The following is a 17,967-nucleotide window of genomic DNA, read 5'->3' on the forward strand; positions in this document are numbered from 1 at the left end:
TCAAGAGGTATAACAAATGCAAGCTATTCCGATGACCTTACGCGGAGCCGAAAAACTGCGCGAAGAGCTGGATTTTCTGAAATCTGTGCGCCGTCCTGAAATCATCGCCGCTATCGCCGAAGCGCGCGAACATGGCGATTTAAAAGAAAACGCGGAGTATCATGCTGCACGCGAACAGCAGGGTTTCTGCGAAGGGCGCATTAAAGATATCGAAGCAAAACTGTCGAATGCGCAGGTGATTGACGTCACCAAAATGCCGAACAATGGTCGCGTGATTTTCGGCGCTACCGTCACGGTGCTGAACCTGGACACCGACGAAGAGCAGACCTATCGTATTGTTGGCGATGATGAGGCGGATTTTAAGCAAAATCTCATTTCGGTAAACTCGCCAATCGCTCGCGGCCTGATCGGCAAAGAGCAGGATGACGTCGTGGTGATCAAAACGCCTGGCGGCGATGTGGAATACGAAGTGCTTAAAGTGGAATACCTTTAAGCAGTACTCAATACGCAAATTGTTGGTGTATTGTAAAGAAAGGAAAAAGGCCGCATAGCGGCCTTTTATCAACGGAGAGAGCGTGGCATTTTGCTCTCCTGCTCGTGGAAAACCCCTCGTTTTACACAGATTTTGTGTTCGACTTTAGGATATCCTTAACGCGGCAGCGAGATTTTACGCTCTTTAGTTGGGCGATACAGCACCAGCGTTTTACCGATGACCTGTACGTTACAGGCGCCGGTTTCGCGCACGATAGCGTCCACGATCAAGGTTTTTGTTTCGCGATCTTCCGAGGCGATTTTCACCTTGATAAGTTCATGGTGCTCTAACGCTTGTTCAATCTCGGCCAGTACCCCTTCGGTCAAACCATTATTGCCAAGCATAACAACAGGCTTGAGCGGATGTGCCAGACCTTTTAGGTGCTGTTTTTGTTTAGTACTCAGATTCATCGTATATTTTTGCTTACGTTGGGATTGAAAACGGGTCATTCTACCGCCATCTCCCTTATATCGCCAAATAGGCGTGTAGAAATTTACGCCATTGGCTACGATGAACTGCCCCGACGGGAAAGTTAAATGACAGGTAAAAAGCGTTCTGCCAGCTCAAGCCGCTGGCTTCAGGAACACTTTAGCGATAAATATGTTCAACAGGCGCAGAAAAAGGGGCTACGCTCCCGTGCCTGGTTTAAACTTGATGAAATACAGCAAAGTGACAAACTTTTTAAGCCGGGAATGACGGTAGTCGATCTCGGCGCTGCGCCAGGAGGCTGGTCACAGTATGTGGTCACGCAGATTGGCGGCAAAGGCCGCATCATCGCTTGTGATCTTTTACCTATGGATCCTATCGTTGGTGTGGACTTTCTTCAGGGCGATTTTCGTGATGAACTTGTCATGAAAGCGTTACTGGAACGCGTGGGTGACAGTAAAGTACAAGTTGTCATGTCGGATATGGCACCAAACATGAGCGGAACACCGGCGGTGGATATCCCCCGCGCCATGTATCTGGTGGAGCTGGCGTTAGAGATGTGCCGCGATGTGCTGGCGCCAGGCGGAAGTTTTGTAGTGAAGGTGTTCCAGGGCGAAGGTTTCGATGAGTATCTAAGGGAAATTCGCTCCCTGTTTACGAAGGTTAAAGTTCGTAAGCCGGACTCTTCGCGTGCGCGTTCGCGTGAAGTGTACATTGTAGCGACCGGGCGAAAGTGATAACCGGCAGATTTCAGACGTAAGGTTTGAAAGAAACTGGATATAGAGTATCCTGACGCTGTTTTTAACACAGTTGTAATAAGAGGTTAATCCCTTGAGTGACATGGCGAAAAACCTAATACTCTGGCTGGTCATTGCCGTTGTGCTGATGTCAGTATTCCAGAGCTTTGGGCCCAGCGAGTCTAATGGCCGTAAGGTGGATTACTCTACCTTCCTGCAAGAGGTCAATCAGGACCAGGTTCGCGAAGCGCGTATCAACGGACGTGAGATCAACGTTACCAAGAAAGATAGTAACCGTTACACGACTTACATTCCGATTAATGATCCGAAGCTGCTTGATAACCTGCTGACTAAAAACGTCAAGGTTGTTGGCGAACCACCTGAAGAGCCAAGCCTGCTGGCTTCTATCTTCATTTCCTGGTTCCCGATGCTGTTGCTGATCGGCGTCTGGATCTTCTTCATGCGTCAGATGCAGGGCGGCGGTGGCAAAGGCGCCATGTCGTTCGGTAAGAGCAAGGCGCGTATGCTGACGGAAGATCAGATCAAAACCACGTTTGCTGACGTTGCGGGTTGTGACGAAGCGAAAGAAGAAGTGGCGGAACTGGTCGAATACCTGCGTGAACCGAGCCGTTTCCAGAAGCTGGGCGGTAAAATTCCGAAAGGTGTCCTGATGGTCGGCCCGCCGGGTACCGGTAAAACCCTGCTGGCAAAAGCCATTGCGGGTGAAGCGAAGGTGCCATTCTTTACGATTTCCGGTTCTGACTTTGTGGAAATGTTCGTCGGTGTCGGCGCGTCTCGTGTGCGTGACATGTTCGAACAGGCCAAGAAAGCGGCGCCGTGCATTATCTTCATCGATGAAATCGACGCCGTAGGTCGCCAGCGTGGCGCAGGTCTGGGCGGCGGTCACGATGAACGTGAGCAGACGTTGAACCAGATGCTGGTTGAGATGGACGGCTTCGAAGGTAACGAAGGTATCATCGTTATCGCCGCAACTAACCGTCCGGACGTTCTGGACCCGGCGCTGCTGCGTCCAGGCCGTTTTGACCGTCAGGTGGTGGTAGGCCTGCCGGATGTGCGCGGTCGTGAGCAGATTCTGAAGGTGCATATGCGTCGCGTACCGTTAGCGACGGATATTGATGCGGCGATCATTGCGCGCGGTACGCCGGGCTTCTCCGGTGCGGACCTGGCGAACCTGGTCAACGAAGCGGCGCTGTTTGCCGCACGCGGCAACAAACGCGTTGTGTCGATGGTTGAGTTCGAGAAAGCGAAAGACAAAATCATGATGGGCGCCGAACGTCGCTCCATGGTGATGACGGAAGCGCAGAAAGAGTCGACCGCGTACCACGAAGCGGGCCACGCGATTATCGGTCGCCTGGTGCCGGAACACGATCCGGTGCACAAAGTGACGATTATCCCGCGCGGTCGTGCGCTGGGCGTGACCTTCTTCCTGCCTGAAGGCGACGCGATCAGCGCCAGCCGTCAGAAGCTGGAAAGCCAAATCAGCACGCTGTACGGCGGTCGTCTGGCGGAAGAGATTATCTACGGCGTTGAGCATGTTTCTACCGGCGCGTCGAACGACATTAAAGTCGCGACTAACCTGGCGCGTAACATGGTCACCCAGTGGGGCTTCTCGGAGAAACTCGGTCCGTTGCTGTATGCGGAAGAAGAGGGCGAAGTATTCCTCGGCCGTAGCGTCGCAAAAGCGAAACATATGTCTGATGAAACTGCGCGTATCATCGACCAGGAAGTGAAAGCGCTGATTGAACGTAACTACAATCGCGCTCGTCAGATCCTGACTGACAATATGGATATTCTGCACGCGATGAAAGATGCGTTGATGAAATATGAAACCATCGATGCGCCGCAGATTGATGACCTGATGGCGCGTCGTGAAGTGCGTCCGCCTGCGGGCTGGGAAGATCCAAACGGCACCAATAACTCTGACAGCAATGGTACGCCTCAGGCGCCGCGTCCGGTTGATGAACCACGCACGCCGAACCCGGGCAACACGATGTCAGAGCAGCTGGGCGACAAATAAGCATTTGTTTTACAACATTATGTTTAGCGCTCACCGAAACCCTGGGGCTTGCCCCGGGGTTTTTCTTTTTTTAACTCACCATAAATAAAACAGGGATTTTGACCATGAAACTCTTCGCTCAGGGCGCCACGCTCGATCTCACTCATCCGCATGTTATGGGGATCCTGAACGTAACGCCGGATTCGTTCTCCGACGGCGGCGCGCATAACACGCTGATTGAGGCGGTGAAACATGCGAATTTAATGGTGAATGCCGGGGCGACAATTATTGATGTGGGGGGGGAATCAACGCGACCAGGCGCGGCAGAAGTGAGCGTGGAAGAAGAGCTGGATCGCGTTATTCCGGTACTGGAAGCAATCGCGCAACGTTTTGAAGTGTGGATTTCTGTGGATACCTCTAAACCCGAGGTGATCCGTGAAGCGGCAAGGGCGGGCGCGCATATTATCAATGATGTCCGTTCGCTCTCCGAGCCCGGCGCGTTGGAAGCGGCAGCGGAAACCGGCTTGCCGGTCAGTCTTATGCACATGCAGGGCAACCCCAAAACTATGCAGGAGGCGCCGAAATATGACGATGTCTTTGCCGAGGTGAATCGCTACTTTATTGAGCAAATAGCACGTTGTGAGAAGGCCGGCATCGCAAAAGAGAAATTGTTGCTCGACCCCGGATTCGGTTTCGGTAAAAATCTCTCTCACAATTATACCTTACTGGCGCGGCTGGGTGAGTTTCATCATTTTAACCTGCCGCTGCTGGTGGGCATGTCACGTAAAACGATGGTTGGTCAGTTACTTAACGTGGGACCATCAGACCGTCTGAACGGCAGCCTTGCGTGCGCGGTAATTGCCGCGATGCAGGGCGCGCAGATCATTCGCGTCCATGACGTCAAAGAAACCGTAGAGGCGATGCGGGTGGTGGAAGCCACTCTGTCTGCAAAGGGAAACAAACGCTATGAGTAATCGTAAATATTTCGGTACCGATGGGATTCGCGGACGTGTAGGCAATGCCCCCATTACACCTGATTTCGTGCTTAAACTGGGTTGGGCTGCCGGAAAAGTGCTGGCGCGTCATGGTTCGCGTAAAATCATTATCGGTAAAGATACGCGTATTTCCGGCTATATGCTGGAGTCCGCGCTGGAGGCGGGCCTTGCCGCTGCGGGACTGTCGGCCTCGTTTACCGGACCTATGCCAACGCCAGCCGTCGCCTATCTGACGCGGACTTTCCGCGCGGAGGCGGGTATCGTTATCTCGGCTTCGCATAACCCGTTCTATGATAACGGCATTAAATTCTTCTCTATCGACGGTACGAAACTGCCTGACGATGTGGAAGAAGCCATCGAAGCCGAAATGGAAAAAGAGATCACCTGCGTAGACTCCGCTGAGCTGGGTAAAGCGAGCCGCATCGTCGATGCCGCCGGACGCTATATTGAGTTCTGTAAAGGCACCTTCCCGAACGAACTGAGCCTCAATGGCCTGAAAGTGGTTGTGGATTGCGCCAACGGCGCTACCTACCATATCGCGCCGAATGTGCTGCGCGAGCTGGGCGCGACCGTTATCGCCATCGGCTGTGAGCCAAACGGCGTCAACATTAACGAAGAAGTGGGCGCGACCGACGTGCGCGCGTTGCAGGCGCGCGTGTTGGCGGAGAAGGCGGACCTCGGCATCGCGCTTGACGGCGACGGCGACCGGGTCATCATGGTTGACCATGAAGGCAATAAAGTCGATGGCGATCAGATCATGTATATCATCGCGCGCGAAGGGCTGCGCCAGGGGCAACTGCGCGGCGGCGCGGTGGGGACGCTGATGAGCAATATGGGGCTGGAGCTGGCGCTCAAGCAGCTTGGCATTCCGTTTGCCCGGGCGAAAGTGGGCGACCGCTACGTGCTGGAAAAATTGCAGGAAAAAGGCTGGCGCATCGGCGCGGAAAACTCTGGTCACGTTATTCTGCTGGATAAAACGACCACTGGCGACGGTATTGTAGCGGGGCTACAAGTTCTGGCGGCGATGGTGCGTAATCATATGAGTCTGCACGATCTGTGCAGCGGTATGAAAATGTTCCCGCAGATTCTGGTTAACGTGCGTTACACCGCCGGTAGCGGCGATCCGCTGGAAAATGAAGCGGTGAAAGCGGTAACGGCGGACGTAGAAGCCACGCTCGGCAATCGTGGGCGGGTACTGCTACGTAAATCCGGTACCGAACCGCTGATTCGCGTGATGGTGGAAGGCGAGGATGAAGCGCAGGTTACGGCATTCGCCCATCGTATCGCGGATGCGGTAAAAGCCGTTTAAGTGACTAAAAAGGCGGCGGTTGCCGCCTTACGGCCCGCAAAAAACAACGCTTTTGCTGTTTTTTTCCGCAGTTGATACAATGCGCTTAAATTGCCCTTGCGAAGGTCATTCGCTTTGGTTAGTATTCACACCCGCTTCAGTGGGAAACAGTAAAAATCCCGCTTTATTGGTAGAAGCATTGGTACGCGGCAACTCCGCAAGGAACAGGTTGATTATGTACGAAGCTCTTTTAGTTGTTTTCCTTATTGTGGCAATTGGCCTTGTAGGTCTGATCATGCTGCAGCAAGGTAAAGGCGCTGATATGGGAGCCTCCTTCGGAGCAGGCGCTTCCGCTACGCTATTTGGTTCAAGTGGTTCTGGTAACTTCATGACCCGAATGACGGCGGTATTGGCGACGCTGTTCTTCATCATCAGTCTGGTGTTGGGTAATATCAATAGCAACAAAACCAATAAAGGAAGCGAGTGGGAAAATCTGAGCGCGCCGGCGAAGACCGAGCAGACTCAACCTGCTGCACCGGCCCAGCCGACCAGCGATATCCCGCGCTAATAGCAGTATCCGTGCCGAGGTGGTGGAATTGGTAGACACGCTACCTTGAGGTGGTAGTGCCCAATAGGGCTTACGGGTTCAAGTCCCGTCCTCGGTACCAATATTCCGAAAGAAAGACGCTGAAAAGCGTCTTTTTTTTCGTCTGTTATTTGTGATTTTCTGTAGGTCGGATAAGGCGTTTACGCCGCCATCCGACATTATTACAACGCCTGATGGCGCTACGTTTATCAGGCCTACAGACACCTTATATTCCGCGCATAAAAAAGGCCGCTTTCGCGGCCTTAAAATGATAAATGTTTACTTCGCTTTGTTTTCCAGATTCTCAACCTGCGGCAGACCGGTCGCGGAAGAGGCGGTTAACAGACCCGCTTTCGCGTAGCCGAACAGTTTCTCGCGGGTATCGGTAATGTCCAGATTACGCATGGTCAACTGACCGATACGATCGTCCGGTGAGAATACGGACTCGCCTTTCTCCATGGTCAGACGCTCAGCCTTATAGGTCAGGTTGTCGGACACGGTGTTCAGGATGGAGTAGTCGTTGCCGCGACGCAGCTCCAACGTCACTTCACCGGTAATCTGGCTGGCGACCCAACGTTGCAGGCCGTCACGCAGCATCAGCGCCTGAGAGTCGAACCAGCGGCCCTGATACAGCAGTTTACCCAGCTGACGACCATGTGAATGATACTGTTCAATGGTGTCTTCGTTGTGAATACCGGTCAACAGACGCTCGTAAGCGATGTGCAGCAGCGCCATTCCGGGGGCTTCATAAATACCGCGGCTTTTTGCTTCAATGATGCGGTTTTCAATTTGGTCGCTCATGCCCAGACCGTGACGGCCGCCGATGCGGTTCGCTTCCAGCATCATCTCAACATCATCGCTGAAGGTTTTGCCGTTCAGGGCTACAGGGTGGCCCTGCTCGAAGCGGACGGTCACCTCTTCTGCCGGGATCTTCACGCTCTCGTCCCAGAACTTCACGCCCATAATCGGGTTGACGATCTTGACGCTGGAGTTAAGAAACTCCAGATCTTTCGCTTCATGCGTGGCGCCGAGCATGTTGGAGTCGGTGGAGTAGGCTTTTTCGACTGACATCTTATAGTCGAAACCGCAGGCAATCATAAATTCAGACATCTCATGGCGACCACCCAGCTCATCGATAAAGTCGGTATCCAGCCACGGTTTGTAAATCTGTAATTCAGCATTCGTCAGCAGGCCGTAACGATAGAAACGTTCAATATCGTTGCCTTTATAGGTACTGCCGTCGCCCCAGATATTCACGCCGTCTTCTTTCATCGCGGCGACCAGCATCGTGCCGGTCACGGCACGGCCCAGCGGCGTGGTGTTGAAATAGGTCAGCCCGCCAGTCGTATTATGGAAAGCGCCGCACTGAATCGCTGCGATCCCTTCTGCAACCAACTGCTTGCGGCAATCAATCAGGCGAGCATTCTCTGCGCCATACTCCATTGCGCGACGAGGAATGGCGTCATAGTCATCCTCATCCGGTTGTCCCAGATTCGCAGTATAGGCATATGGGACAGCTCCTTTTTGTCGCATCCACAGCAGCGCGGCGCTGGTGTCCAGACCGCCGGAAAAAGCGATACCAATACGTTGACCTGCTGGAAGATGCTTAAGAATCGTCGTCATAGAATAGAACCCTGCTTGATTGACTGATAATGAGATCGGTTTCTGCTTTAGTGCATTTTTATGCAAAATAAATGAGTTTTCATTTAATCATCTTTTAGCAGAGACAGGAAGCGTTTAGTGAAGGTTTACTGAAATAACGTTGTGAAATGCATGTATAAGCCGGAGAGGTGGGATGAGTATAACGAAGAGTGGTATTCATTCATCTGCATATTGGGAATAGGGTTGACATAACTCATGCCTGGTCACTATACTGTGCGCAGATTTTACGTCCCGTCCTCGGTACCAAATCCCAGCAGTATTTGCATTTTTTACCCAAAACGAGTAGAATTTGCCACGTTTCAGGCGCGGGGTGGAGCAGCCTGGTAGCTCGTCGGGCTCATAACCCGAAGGTCGTCGGTTCAAATCCGGCCCCCGCAACCACTTTCCCTTAGAGTTCTTTTTCAAATATACTGTGAAGATTATGTCCTTCGTAGCTGGATTTGAAAAAAATTCTTTCGGAAGGTACACCAGACCGCCGTTGCGGTTATAGGGTTCAGTTATCTAAAGCCCCGATTTATCGGGGTTTTTTGTTATCTGACTACAGAATAACTGGGCTTTAGGCCCTTTTTTTATGTCTTGGGGGTGGGCTTGTCCACATTAGAGCAAAAATTAACAGAGATGATTACAGCGCCAGTTGAAGCCTTAGGCTACGAGCTGGTCGGCATCGAATTTATTCGCGGTCGCACATCCACACTGCGCATCTATATTGATAGTGAAGATGGCATCAATGTTGATGATTGTGCTGATGTGAGCCACCAGGTAAGCGCGGTGCTGGACGTTGAAGATCCTATCTCCGTGGCTTACAACCTTGAAGTCTCGTCACCGGGTCTCGACCGTCCTATGTTCACTGCCGATCATTATGCGCGTTTCCAGGGTGAAGAAGTCGCGCTGGTTCTTCGCATGGCGGTACAGAACCGTCGCAAGTGGCAGGGCATTATCAAAGCGGTGGACGGTGAAATGATTACCGTCACAGTCGAAGGCAAAGATGAAGTGTTCGCGCTGAGTAATATCCAGAAGGCGAACCTGGTTCCCCACTTTTAACAGTCTGGATGAGGTGAAAAGCCCGCGATGAACAAAGAAATTTTGGCTGTTGTTGAAGCCGTCTCCAACGAAAAAGCGCTGCCACGCGAAAAAATTTTTGAAGCGCTGGAAAGTGCGCTGGCGACAGCAACAAAGAAAAAATATGAGCAGGAGATCGATGTTCGTGTAGAAATCGATCGTAAAAGCGGTGATTTTGATACTTTCCGCCGTTGGTTGATCGTTGAAGAAGTGACCATGCCGACGAAGGAAATTACGCTGGAAGCGGCGCGTTTTGAAGACGAAAGCCTGAATGTCGGCGACTATGTTGAAGATCAGATTGAATCTGTCACCTTTGACCGTATCACCACGCAGACTGCGAAACAGGTTATCGTACAGAAGGTCCGTGAAGCTGAACGCGCGATGGTTGTCGATCAGTTCCGCGACCAGGAAGGCGAAATCGTCACTGGCGTGGTGAAGAAAGTGAACCGCGACAATATCTCTCTGGAAATTAAATCCGAAGGGATGGCCGGTAACGCTGAAGCGGTGATTCTGCGTGAAGATATGCTGCCGCGCGAAAACTTCCGTCCGGGCGACCGTATTCGCGGCGTGCTGTATGCTGTTCGACCGGAAGCGCGTGGCGCGCAGCTGTTCGTCACCCGTTCCAAGCCGGAAATGCTGATCGAACTGTTCCGCATCGAAGTGCCGGAAATCGGCGAAGAAGTGATTGAAATTAAAGCGGCGGCTCGCGATCCGGGTTCTCGTGCGAAAATCGCAGTGAAAACCAACGATAAACGTATCGATCCGGTCGGCGCTTGCGTGGGGATGCGCGGCGCGCGCGTTCAGGCGGTCTCTACCGAACTGGGCGGTGAGCGTATCGATATCGTGCTGTGGGATGATAACCCGGCGCAGTTCGTCATTAATGCGATGGCGCCGGCAGACGTCGCGTCTATCGTGGTGGACGAAGATAAACATACCATGGATATCGCCGTTGAAGCCGGTAATCTGGCGCAGGCGATCGGACGTAATGGTCAGAACGTCCGCCTGGCTTCGCAATTGAGCGGCTGGGAACTCAACGTAATGACCGTTGATGACTTGCAGGCTAAACATCAGGCTGAAGCACATGCCGCTATCGAGATTTTTACTAAATATCTTGATATTGATGAAGAGTTCGCGACCGTTCTGGTAGAAGAAGGTTTCTCCACGCTCGAGGAACTGGCCTATGTGCCAATGAAAGAACTGCTGGAAATTGACGGCCTTGATGAGCCGACCGTTGAAGCACTGCGCGAGCGTGCTAAAAACGCACTGGCCACTCTGGCGCAGGACCAGGAAGCAAGCCTCGGTGATAACAAACCGGCTGACGATCTGCTGAATCTGGAAGGATTAGATCGCGATATGGCTTTCAAACTGGCGGCTCGTGGTGTTTGTACGCTGGAAGATCTCGCCGACCAGGGCATTGATGATCTGGCTGATATCGAAGGGTTGACCGACGAAAAAGCCGGTGAGCTGATTATGGCTGCCCGTAATATTTGCTGGTTCGGCGACGAAGCGTAATAAACTGTAGCAGGAAGGAACAGCATGACAGATGTAACCCTAAAAGCGCTGGCCGCAGAGAGACAGGTTTCCGTGGATCGCCTGGTACAGCAGTTTGCTGATGCAGGTATCCGGAAATCTGCTGACGACTCTGTGTCCGCACAAGAAAAACAGACTTTACTGGCGCACCTGAACCGCGAAGCGGTTTCTGGTCCCGATAAACTGACGCTGCAGCGTAAAACGCGCAGCACCCTGAATATTCCAGGTACCGGTGGAAAAAGTAAATCGGTACAAATCGAAGTCCGCAAGAAGCGCACCTTTGTGAAACGCGATCCGCAAGAGGCTGAACGCCTGGCCGCGGAAGAGCAGGCGCAGCGTGAAGCGGAAGAGCAAGCCCGTCGTGAGGCAGAAGAACAGGCCAAACGCGAGGCGCAACAAAAAGCTGAACGCGAGGCCGCAGAACAAGCTAAGCGTGAAGCCGCTGAAAAAGCGAAACGTGAAGCTGCGGAAAAAGACAAAGTGAGCAATCAACAGACTGACGATATGACCAAAACCGCCCAGGCCGAAAAAGCCCGCCGTGAGAATGAAGCTGCAGAGCTGAAGCGTAAAGCGGAAGAAGAAGCACGTCGCAAACTCGAAGAAGAAGCGCGTCGTGTAGCAGAAGAAGCTCGCCGCATGGCGGAAGAAAACAAATGGACCGCAACGCCTGAGCCAGTAGAAGACACCAGTGACTATCATGTCACCACTTCTCAGCACGCGCGCCAGGCCGAAGACGAAAACGATCGTGAAGTAGAAGGCGGTCGTGGTCGTGGCCGTAATGCAAAAGCGGCGCGTCCGGCGAAAAAAGGCAAACATGCCGAATCCAAAGCCGATCGCGAAGAAGCGCGTGCTGCGGTTCGCGGCGGTAAAGGCGGCAAGCGTAAAGGGTCTTCTTTACAGCAAGGCTTCCAGAAGCCCGCTCAGGCCGTTAACCGTGACGTGGTGATCGGTGAAACCATCACCGTTGGCGAACTGGCGAACAAGATGGCGGTTAAAGGCTCTCAGGTCATCAAAGCGATGATGAAGCTGGGTGCTATGGCCACCATCAACCAGGTTATCGACCAGGAAACCGCACAACTGGTTGCCGAAGAGATGGGCCACAAAGTTATCCTGCGTCGTGAAAACGAACTGGAAGAAGCGGTAATGAGCGACCGTGATACCGGCGCTGCGGCTGAACCGCGCGCACCGGTTGTGACCATCATGGGCCATGTTGACCACGGTAAAACCTCTCTGCTGGACTACATTCGTTCCACGAAAGTAGCCTCTGGCGAAGCGGGCGGCATTACCCAGCACATCGGTGCTTACCACGTTGAAACTGACAACGGGATGATCACCTTCCTGGACACCCCGGGCCACGCCGCATTTACTTCTATGCGTGCTCGCGGCGCCCAGGCAACGGATATCGTGGTTCTGGTGGTAGCGGCAGACGACGGCGTGATGCCGCAGACTATCGAAGCTATCCAGCACGCGAAAGCGGCAGGTGTGCCGGTCGTGGTTGCGGTGAACAAAATCGATAAGCCGGAAGCCGATCCGGATCGCGTTAAGAACGAACTGTCCCAGTACGGCATTCTGCCGGAAGAGTGGGGCGGCGAGAGCCAGTTCGTTCACGTGTCTGCGAAAGCGGGCACCGGTATCGACGAACTGCTGGACGCTATCCTGCTGCAGGCCGAAGTTCTGGAACTGAAAGCCGTTCGTAAAGGTATGGCGAGCGGTGCGGTTATCGAATCCTTCCTGGATAAAGGTCGTGGTCCGGTGGCTACCGTGCTGGTTCGTGAAGGTACGCTGCATAAGGGCGATATCGTGCTGTGTGGCTTCGAATACGGCCGCGTGCGTGCGATGCGTAACGAACTGGGTCAGGAAGTGCTGGAAGCGGGTCCGTCCATTCCGGTGGAAATCCTCGGCCTGTCCGGCGTTCCGGCTGCGGGTGACGAAGTGACCGTCGTTCGCGACGAGAAGAAAGCGCGTGAAGTTGCTCTGTATCGTCAGGGTAAATTCCGTGAAGTTAAACTGGCGCGTCAGCAGAAATCTAAACTCGAGAACATGTTCGCCAACATGACCGAAGGCGAAGTTCACGAAGTGAACATCGTGCTGAAGGCCGACGTACAGGGTTCTGTGGAAGCGATCTCCGACTCCTTGCTGAAACTGTCTACCGACGAAGTGAAAGTGAAGATCATCGGTTCTGGCGTAGGTGGTATCACCGAAACCGACGCGACCCTGGCTGCGGCGTCCAACGCCATTCTGGTTGGCTTCAACGTTCGTGCCGATGCCTCTGCGCGTAAAGTGATCGAATCTGAAAGCCTGGATCTGCGTTACTACTCCGTCATCTATAACCTGATCGACGAAGTGAAAGCGGCGATGAGCGGTATGCTGTCTCCGGAACTGAAACAGCAGATCATCGGTCTGGCTGAAGTGCGCGATGTGTTCAAATCGCCGAAATTCGGCGCGATCGCGGGCTGTATGGTTACCGAAGGTACAATTAAACGCCATAACCCAATCCGCGTTCTGCGCGACAACGTGGTTATCTATGAAGGCGAGCTGGAATCCCTGCGCCGCTTCAAAGATGACGTTAACGAAGTCCGTAACGGCATGGAATGTGGTATCGGCGTGAAGAACTACAACGACGTTCGCGTTGGCGATATGATCGAAGTATTCGAAATCATCGAGATCCAACGTACCATCGCTTAATCTTCGTCGTCTTTTGGGCCGCAACGGCGTTGGCTGCGCTCGCTCACCCCGGTCACATAGTTATCTATGCTCCCGGGGATTTACGAGCTTGCCGCCTTGTTGCAATCCAAAATCCTTAGAAGATGATTAGGCGTAGGCCGGGTAAGCGAAGCGCCACCCGGCAAGAAATTTAAAAAGGGGCTTATGGCCCCTTTTTTGTCTTTATTCTGGAGAATTTATTATGGCGAAAGAATTTGGTCGCCCTCAGCGCGTAGCGCAAGAGATGCAGAAAGAGATCGCGCTCATCCTGCAACGCGAAATCAAAGATCCACGTGTAGGTATGATGACCACCGTATCGGGTGTTGAAATGTCCCGCGATCTGGCATACGCCAAAGTATTCGTGACGTTCCTCAACGATCAGGACGAAGCGGCTGTGAAAAACGGCATTAAGGCCCTGCAGGAAGCGTCTGGTTTCATCCGCAGCTTGCTGGGTAAAGCGATGCGTCTGCGCATCGTACCGGAACTGACCTTCTTCTACGACAACTCGCTGGTGGAAGGGATGCGTATGTCCAACCTGGTGACTAACGTGGTGAAACATGACGAAGAACGTCGTGTGAACCCGGACGACAGCAAGGAGGACTGATGAGTCGTCCTCGTCGTCGTGGCCGCGACATTCACGGCGTTCTGCTGCTGGATAAGCCGCAGGGTATGTCCAGCAATGACGTGCTGCAGAAAGTTAAGCGCATCTACAATGCCAACCGCGCCGGGCATACCGGCGCGCTGGACCCGCTGGCGACCGGCATGTTGCCGATTTGCCTCGGCGAAGCGACAAAATTTTCGCAGTACCTGCTGGATTCTGACAAACGCTATCGTGTTATTGCCCGTCTGGGGCAGCGCACGGATACCTCTGACGCCGATGGTCAAATCGTGCAGGAGCGTCCGGTGACTTTCAGCGCTGAGCAGCTTGCGAGCGCGCTGGAGACCTTTCGTGGGGATATCGAACAGATTCCCTCGATGTATTCGGCGCTGAAGTATCAGGGCAAGAAGCTGTACGAATATGCCCGCCAGGGTATCGAAGTGCCGCGCGAAGCCCGCCCGATTACCGTCTATGAGCTGCTGTTTATTCGCCATGAAGGTAACGAGCTGGAGCTGGAAGTTCACTGCTCCAAAGGCACCTATATTCGTACCATTATTGATGATTTAGGTGAGAAACTGGGCTGTGGCGCGCACGTAACGTACCTGCGTCGTCTGACGGTCAGCAAGTATCCGGTGGATCGTATGGTGACGCTGGAGCATTTGCAGACGCTGGTAGCACAGGCGGAACAGCAGGGCGTTCCGGCGGCGCAGTTGCTCGATCCATTATTGATGCCAATGGACAGTCCAGCTTCGGACTATCCTGTTGTTAATCTGCCGTTAACATCTTCGGTATACTTCAAAAATGGCAACCCGGTTCGTACCACGGGCGCGCCGTTGAAGGGACTGGTTCGTGTGACGGAAGGTGAAGACGATAAATTTATCGGTATGGGCGAAATTGACGACGAAGGCCGTGTCGCGCCTCGTCGGCTGGTAGTAGAGTACCCGGCGTAATGTCGCTTCGTCTTGCGATAAGAGAGCGCTGCGAGTAGAATACTGCCGCTTAACGTCGCGTAAATTATTTAACAGTTTACGCGGCGTACACTGGGATCGCTGAATTAGAGATCGGCGTCCTCTCATTCTTAAATACTTTGGAGTTTTAAAATGTCTCTAAGTACTGAAGCTACAGCTAAAATCGTTTCTGAGTTCGGTCGTGACGCAAACGACACCGGTTCTACCGATGTTCAGGTTGCTCTGTTGACTGCACAGATTAACCACCTGCAGGGTCACTTTGCAGAGCATAAAAAAGATCACCACAGCCGTCGTGGTCTGCTGCGTATGGTTTCTCAGCGTCGTAAACTGCTCGACTACCTGAAACGTAAAGATGTTGCACGCTACACCGCGCTGATTGAGCGTCTGGGTCTGCGTCGCTAATTCTTTCGAGTTTCAGAAAGAGGGGGCCTTCATGGCCCCTTTTTTCCAGCAGATGGCAGCAATTCGCTGGAAACTCATGTATTGTTGCTATGAATGATCTTCCGTTGCAGAGGTTCGCGCGGCTAATGAGAGGCTTTACCCATATCAGGGTTAGGGTTGTCATTAGTCGCGAGGATGCGCAGAAGATCGGGTATTAACGACGGCGCGTATTATGCCGTCAAAAATTGGAAAGGATATTATTTTGCTTAATCCGATCGTTCGTAAATTCCAGTACGGTCAGCATACCGTTACGCTGGAAACTGGCATGATGGCGCGTCAGGCCACTGCCGCTGTTATGGTAAGCATGGATGACACCGCCGTATTCGTTACCGTTGTCGGCCAGAAAAAAGCCAAGCCAGGCCAGGACTTCTTCCCACTGACCGTTAACTATCAGGAGCGTACCTACGCTGCTGGTCGTATCCCGGGCAGCTTCTTCCGTCGTGAAGGCCGTCCAAGCGAAGGCGAAACCCTGATTGCGCGTCTGATTGACCGCCCGGTTCGTCCGCTGTTCCCGGAAGGCTTCGTTAACGAAGTGCAGGTTATTGCGACCGTCGTTTCCGTTAACCCGCAGGTTAACCCAGACATCGTTGCCATGATCGGCGCATCCGCTGCGCTGTCGCTGTCCGGCATTCCGTTCAACGGCCCAATCGGCGCGGCGCGCGTAGGTTACATCAATGACCAGTACGTGCTGAACCCAACCCAGGACGAGCTGAAAGAAAGCAAGCTGGACCTGGTGGTTGCCGGTACCGAAGCGGCTGTGCTGATGGTGGAATCCGAAGCTGAACTGCTGAGCGAAGACACTATGCTGGGCGCGGTGGTATTCGGTCACGAGCAGCAGCAGGTTGTTATCCAGGCGATCAACGATCTGGTGAAAGAAGCCGGTAAACCGCGTTGGGACTGGCAGCCGGAAGCCGTCAACGACGCGTTGAACGCGCGTGTTGCTGCGCTGGCTGAATCTCGTCTGAGCGACGCGTACCGCATCACCGATAAACAAGAGCGCTATGCTCAGGTTGACGTAATCAAATCCGAAACCATCGAGCAGCTTATTGCAGAAGATGAAACTCTGGATGCTAACGAGCTGGGCGAAATCCTGCACGCTATCGAGAAAAACGTGGTGCGTAGCCGCGTACTGGCAGGCGAGCCGCGTATTGATGGCCGTGAAAAAGACATGATCCGTGGTCTGGACGTGCGCACTGGCGTACTGCCGCGTACCCACGGTTCCGCGCTGTTCACCCGTGGTGAAACGCAGGCGCTGGTTACCGCAACTCTGGGTACTGCCCGTGACGCGCAGGTGCTTGATGAACTGATGGGCGAGCGTACTGACAGCTTCCTGTTCCACTACAACTTCCCTCCGTACTCCGTAGGCGAAACCGGCATGGTCGGTTCTCCGAAGCGTCGTGAAATTGGTCACGGTCGTCTGGCGAAGCGCGGCGTGCTGGCAGTGATGCCGGACATGGATAAATTCCCGTACACCGTTCGCGTGGTGTCTGAAATCACCGAATCCAACGGTTCTTCTTCTATGGCTTCCGTGTGCGGCGCTTCTCTGGCGCTGATGGACGCTGGCGTGCCAATTAAAGCCGCCGTAGCAGGTATCGCTATGGGTCTGGTGAAAGAAGGCGACAACTACGTTGTACTGTCTGACATTCTGGGCGACGAAGATCACCTGGGCGATATGGACTTCAAAGTGGCGGGTTCCCGCGACGGTATCTCTGCGCTGCAGATGGATATCAAAATTGAAGGTATCACCAAAGAGATCATGCAGGTTGCGTTGAACCAGGCTAAAGGTGCGCGTCTGCACATCCTGGGCGTGATGGAACAGGCGATCAACGCGCCGCGCGGCGATATCTCTGAATTTGCGCCGCGTATCCATACCATCAAGATCAGCACGGACAAGATCAAAGACGTGATCGGTAAAGGCGGTTCTGTGATCCGCGCGCTGACTGAAGAGACCGGCACCACCATCGAAATTGAAGATGACGGTACTGTGAAGATCGCGGCGACCGACGGTGAAAAAGCGAAATACGCTATCCGTCGTATCGAAGAGATTACCGCCGAGATCGAAGTCGGCCGTATCTACAATGGTAAAGTGACCCGTATCGTTGACTTTGGCGCGTTTGTTGCCATTGGCGGCGGTAAAGAAGGTCTGGTTCACATCTCTCAAATCGCGGATAAGCGTGTAGAGAAAGTGACCGACTATCTGCAGATGGGTCAGGAAGTCCCGGTTAAGGTTCTGGAAGTTGACCGCCAGGGCCGTGTACGTCTGAGCATTAAAGAAGCAACCGAGCAGTCTCAACCTGCGGCTGCGCCGGAAGCTCCGGCGAGCGAACAGGCCGAGTAAGGTAGCCTTTTGCCCTCCGCAGTGCGGAGGGCTTTAGACCTGGCTGGACGCCTTGTTGAGCCACCGGGGAACAGGACGTTCATTCAA

At 53.4% G+C, this 17,967-nt stretch carries 15 protein-coding genes and 2 tRNA genes; 15 read left to right on the forward strand and 2 right to left on the reverse strand.

The features are described from left to right. The first annotated feature begins 16 nt into the window (after positions 1-16). Positions 17-493, forward strand: a complete 477-nt coding sequence (greA, locus tag ACLJNW_RS07750) for a transcription elongation factor GreA (protein WP_001148008.1) — start codon at positions 17-19, stop codon at positions 491-493. A 155-nt stretch (positions 494-648) separates the two neighbouring features. Here greA and yhbY read toward each other — a convergent pair whose 3' ends face one another. Continuing rightward, positions 649-942, reverse strand: a complete 294-nt coding sequence (yhbY, locus tag ACLJNW_RS07755) for a ribosome assembly RNA-binding protein YhbY (protein ID WP_001592995.1) — start codon at positions 940-942, stop codon at positions 649-651. 126 nt (positions 943-1,068) lie between these two features. On the opposite strand from yhbY, the gene rlmE reads away from it, so the two are divergent. The 6 genes from rlmE to ACLJNW_RS07785 all read left to right on the forward strand — a co-directional run bounded on the left by rlmE (position 1,069) and on the right by ACLJNW_RS07785 (position 6,663). After that, positions 1,069-1,695: a 23S rRNA (uridine(2552)-2'-O)-methyltransferase RlmE gene (rlmE, locus tag ACLJNW_RS07760; RefSeq protein WP_000145974.1), complete on the forward strand. Its 627-nt coding sequence runs from the start codon at positions 1,069-1,071 to the stop codon at positions 1,693-1,695. 103 nt (positions 1,696-1,798) lie between these two features. Beyond that, the gene (ftsH, locus tag ACLJNW_RS07765) at positions 1,799-3,733 is read left to right on the forward strand and encodes an ATP-dependent zinc metalloprotease FtsH (protein ID WP_001107481.1); all 1,935 of its coding nucleotides are present in this window, start codon (positions 1,799-1,801) and stop codon (positions 3,731-3,733) included. A gap of 104 nt (positions 3,734-3,837) precedes the next feature. Further along, entirely contained in the window at positions 3,838-4,686 is an 849-nt protein-coding gene (gene folP / locus ACLJNW_RS07770) for a dihydropteroate synthase (RefSeq protein WP_000764711.1), read from the forward strand. Beyond that, positions 4,679-6,016 carry a phosphoglucosamine mutase gene (gene glmM, locus ACLJNW_RS07775; RefSeq protein WP_000071169.1) on the forward strand — a complete coding sequence of 446 codons (1,338 nt, stop codon included), beginning with the start codon at positions 4,679-4,681 and terminating at the stop codon, positions 6,014-6,016. The genes folP and glmM overlap by 8 nt, the downstream gene beginning before the upstream one ends. A gap of 214 nt (positions 6,017-6,230) precedes the next feature. Then, positions 6,231-6,563, forward strand: a complete 333-nt coding sequence (gene secG / locus ACLJNW_RS07780; RefSeq protein ID WP_000272680.1) for a preprotein translocase subunit SecG — start codon at positions 6,231-6,233, stop codon at positions 6,561-6,563. Positions 6,564-6,576: 13 nt separating this feature from the next. Next, positions 6,577-6,663 (forward strand) — tRNA-Leu (locus tag ACLJNW_RS07785). Positions 6,664-6,860: 197 nt separating this feature from the next. Here the strand turns inward: ACLJNW_RS07785 and argG are convergent. Beyond that, positions 6,861-8,204 (reverse strand): argininosuccinate synthase, encoded by a 1,344-nt coding sequence (argG, locus tag ACLJNW_RS07790; RefSeq protein ID WP_000207645.1) that lies wholly within the window; start codon positions 8,202-8,204, stop codon positions 6,861-6,863. Positions 8,205-8,547: 343 nt separating this feature from the next. On the opposite strand from argG, the gene ACLJNW_RS07795 reads away from it, so the two are divergent. The 8 genes from ACLJNW_RS07795 to pnp all read left to right on the forward strand — a co-directional run bounded on the left by ACLJNW_RS07795 (position 8,548) and on the right by pnp (position 17,880). Then, a tRNA-Met gene (locus ACLJNW_RS07795) sits at positions 8,548-8,624 on the forward strand. Positions 8,625-8,831: 207 nt separating this feature from the next. Next, positions 8,832-9,284: a ribosome maturation factor RimP gene (rimP, locus tag ACLJNW_RS07800; protein WP_000105461.1), complete on the forward strand. Its 453-nt coding sequence runs from the start codon at positions 8,832-8,834 to the stop codon at positions 9,282-9,284. A gap of 27 nt (positions 9,285-9,311) precedes the next feature. Then, complete coding sequence (gene nusA / locus ACLJNW_RS07805) at positions 9,312-10,814, forward strand: transcription termination factor NusA (RefSeq protein WP_001031038.1); 1,503 nt, start codon at positions 9,312-9,314, stop codon at positions 10,812-10,814. A gap of 24 nt (positions 10,815-10,838) precedes the next feature. Further along, positions 10,839-13,517, forward strand: coding sequence for a translation initiation factor IF-2 (infB, locus tag ACLJNW_RS07810; RefSeq protein ID WP_000133064.1), 2,679 nt, complete (start codon positions 10,839-10,841; stop codon positions 13,515-13,517). 220 nt (positions 13,518-13,737) lie between these two features. Then, entirely contained in the window at positions 13,738-14,139 is a 402-nt protein-coding gene (gene rbfA / locus ACLJNW_RS07815; protein ID WP_001040208.1) for a 30S ribosome-binding factor RbfA, read from the forward strand. Next, entirely contained in the window at positions 14,139-15,083 is a 945-nt protein-coding gene (truB, locus tag ACLJNW_RS07820) for a tRNA pseudouridine(55) synthase TruB (protein WP_000089674.1), read from the forward strand. The genes rbfA and truB overlap by 1 nt, the downstream gene beginning before the upstream one ends. Positions 15,084-15,233: 150 nt before the next feature. Beyond that, complete coding sequence (gene rpsO, locus ACLJNW_RS07825) at positions 15,234-15,503, forward strand: 30S ribosomal protein S15 (RefSeq protein ID WP_000059465.1); 270 nt, start codon at positions 15,234-15,236, stop codon at positions 15,501-15,503. 241 nt (positions 15,504-15,744) lie between these two features. Continuing rightward, positions 15,745-17,880 (forward strand): polyribonucleotide nucleotidyltransferase, encoded by a 2,136-nt coding sequence (gene pnp / locus ACLJNW_RS07830; protein ID WP_001670767.1) that lies wholly within the window; start codon positions 15,745-15,747, stop codon positions 17,878-17,880. Positions 17,881-17,967 lie beyond the last annotated feature (87 nt).

This window comes from Salmonella sp. SAL4457 (assembly GCF_046548235.1).
GTDB classification, from domain to species: Bacteria; Pseudomonadota; Gammaproteobacteria; order Enterobacterales; family Enterobacteriaceae; genus Salmonella; species Salmonella enterica.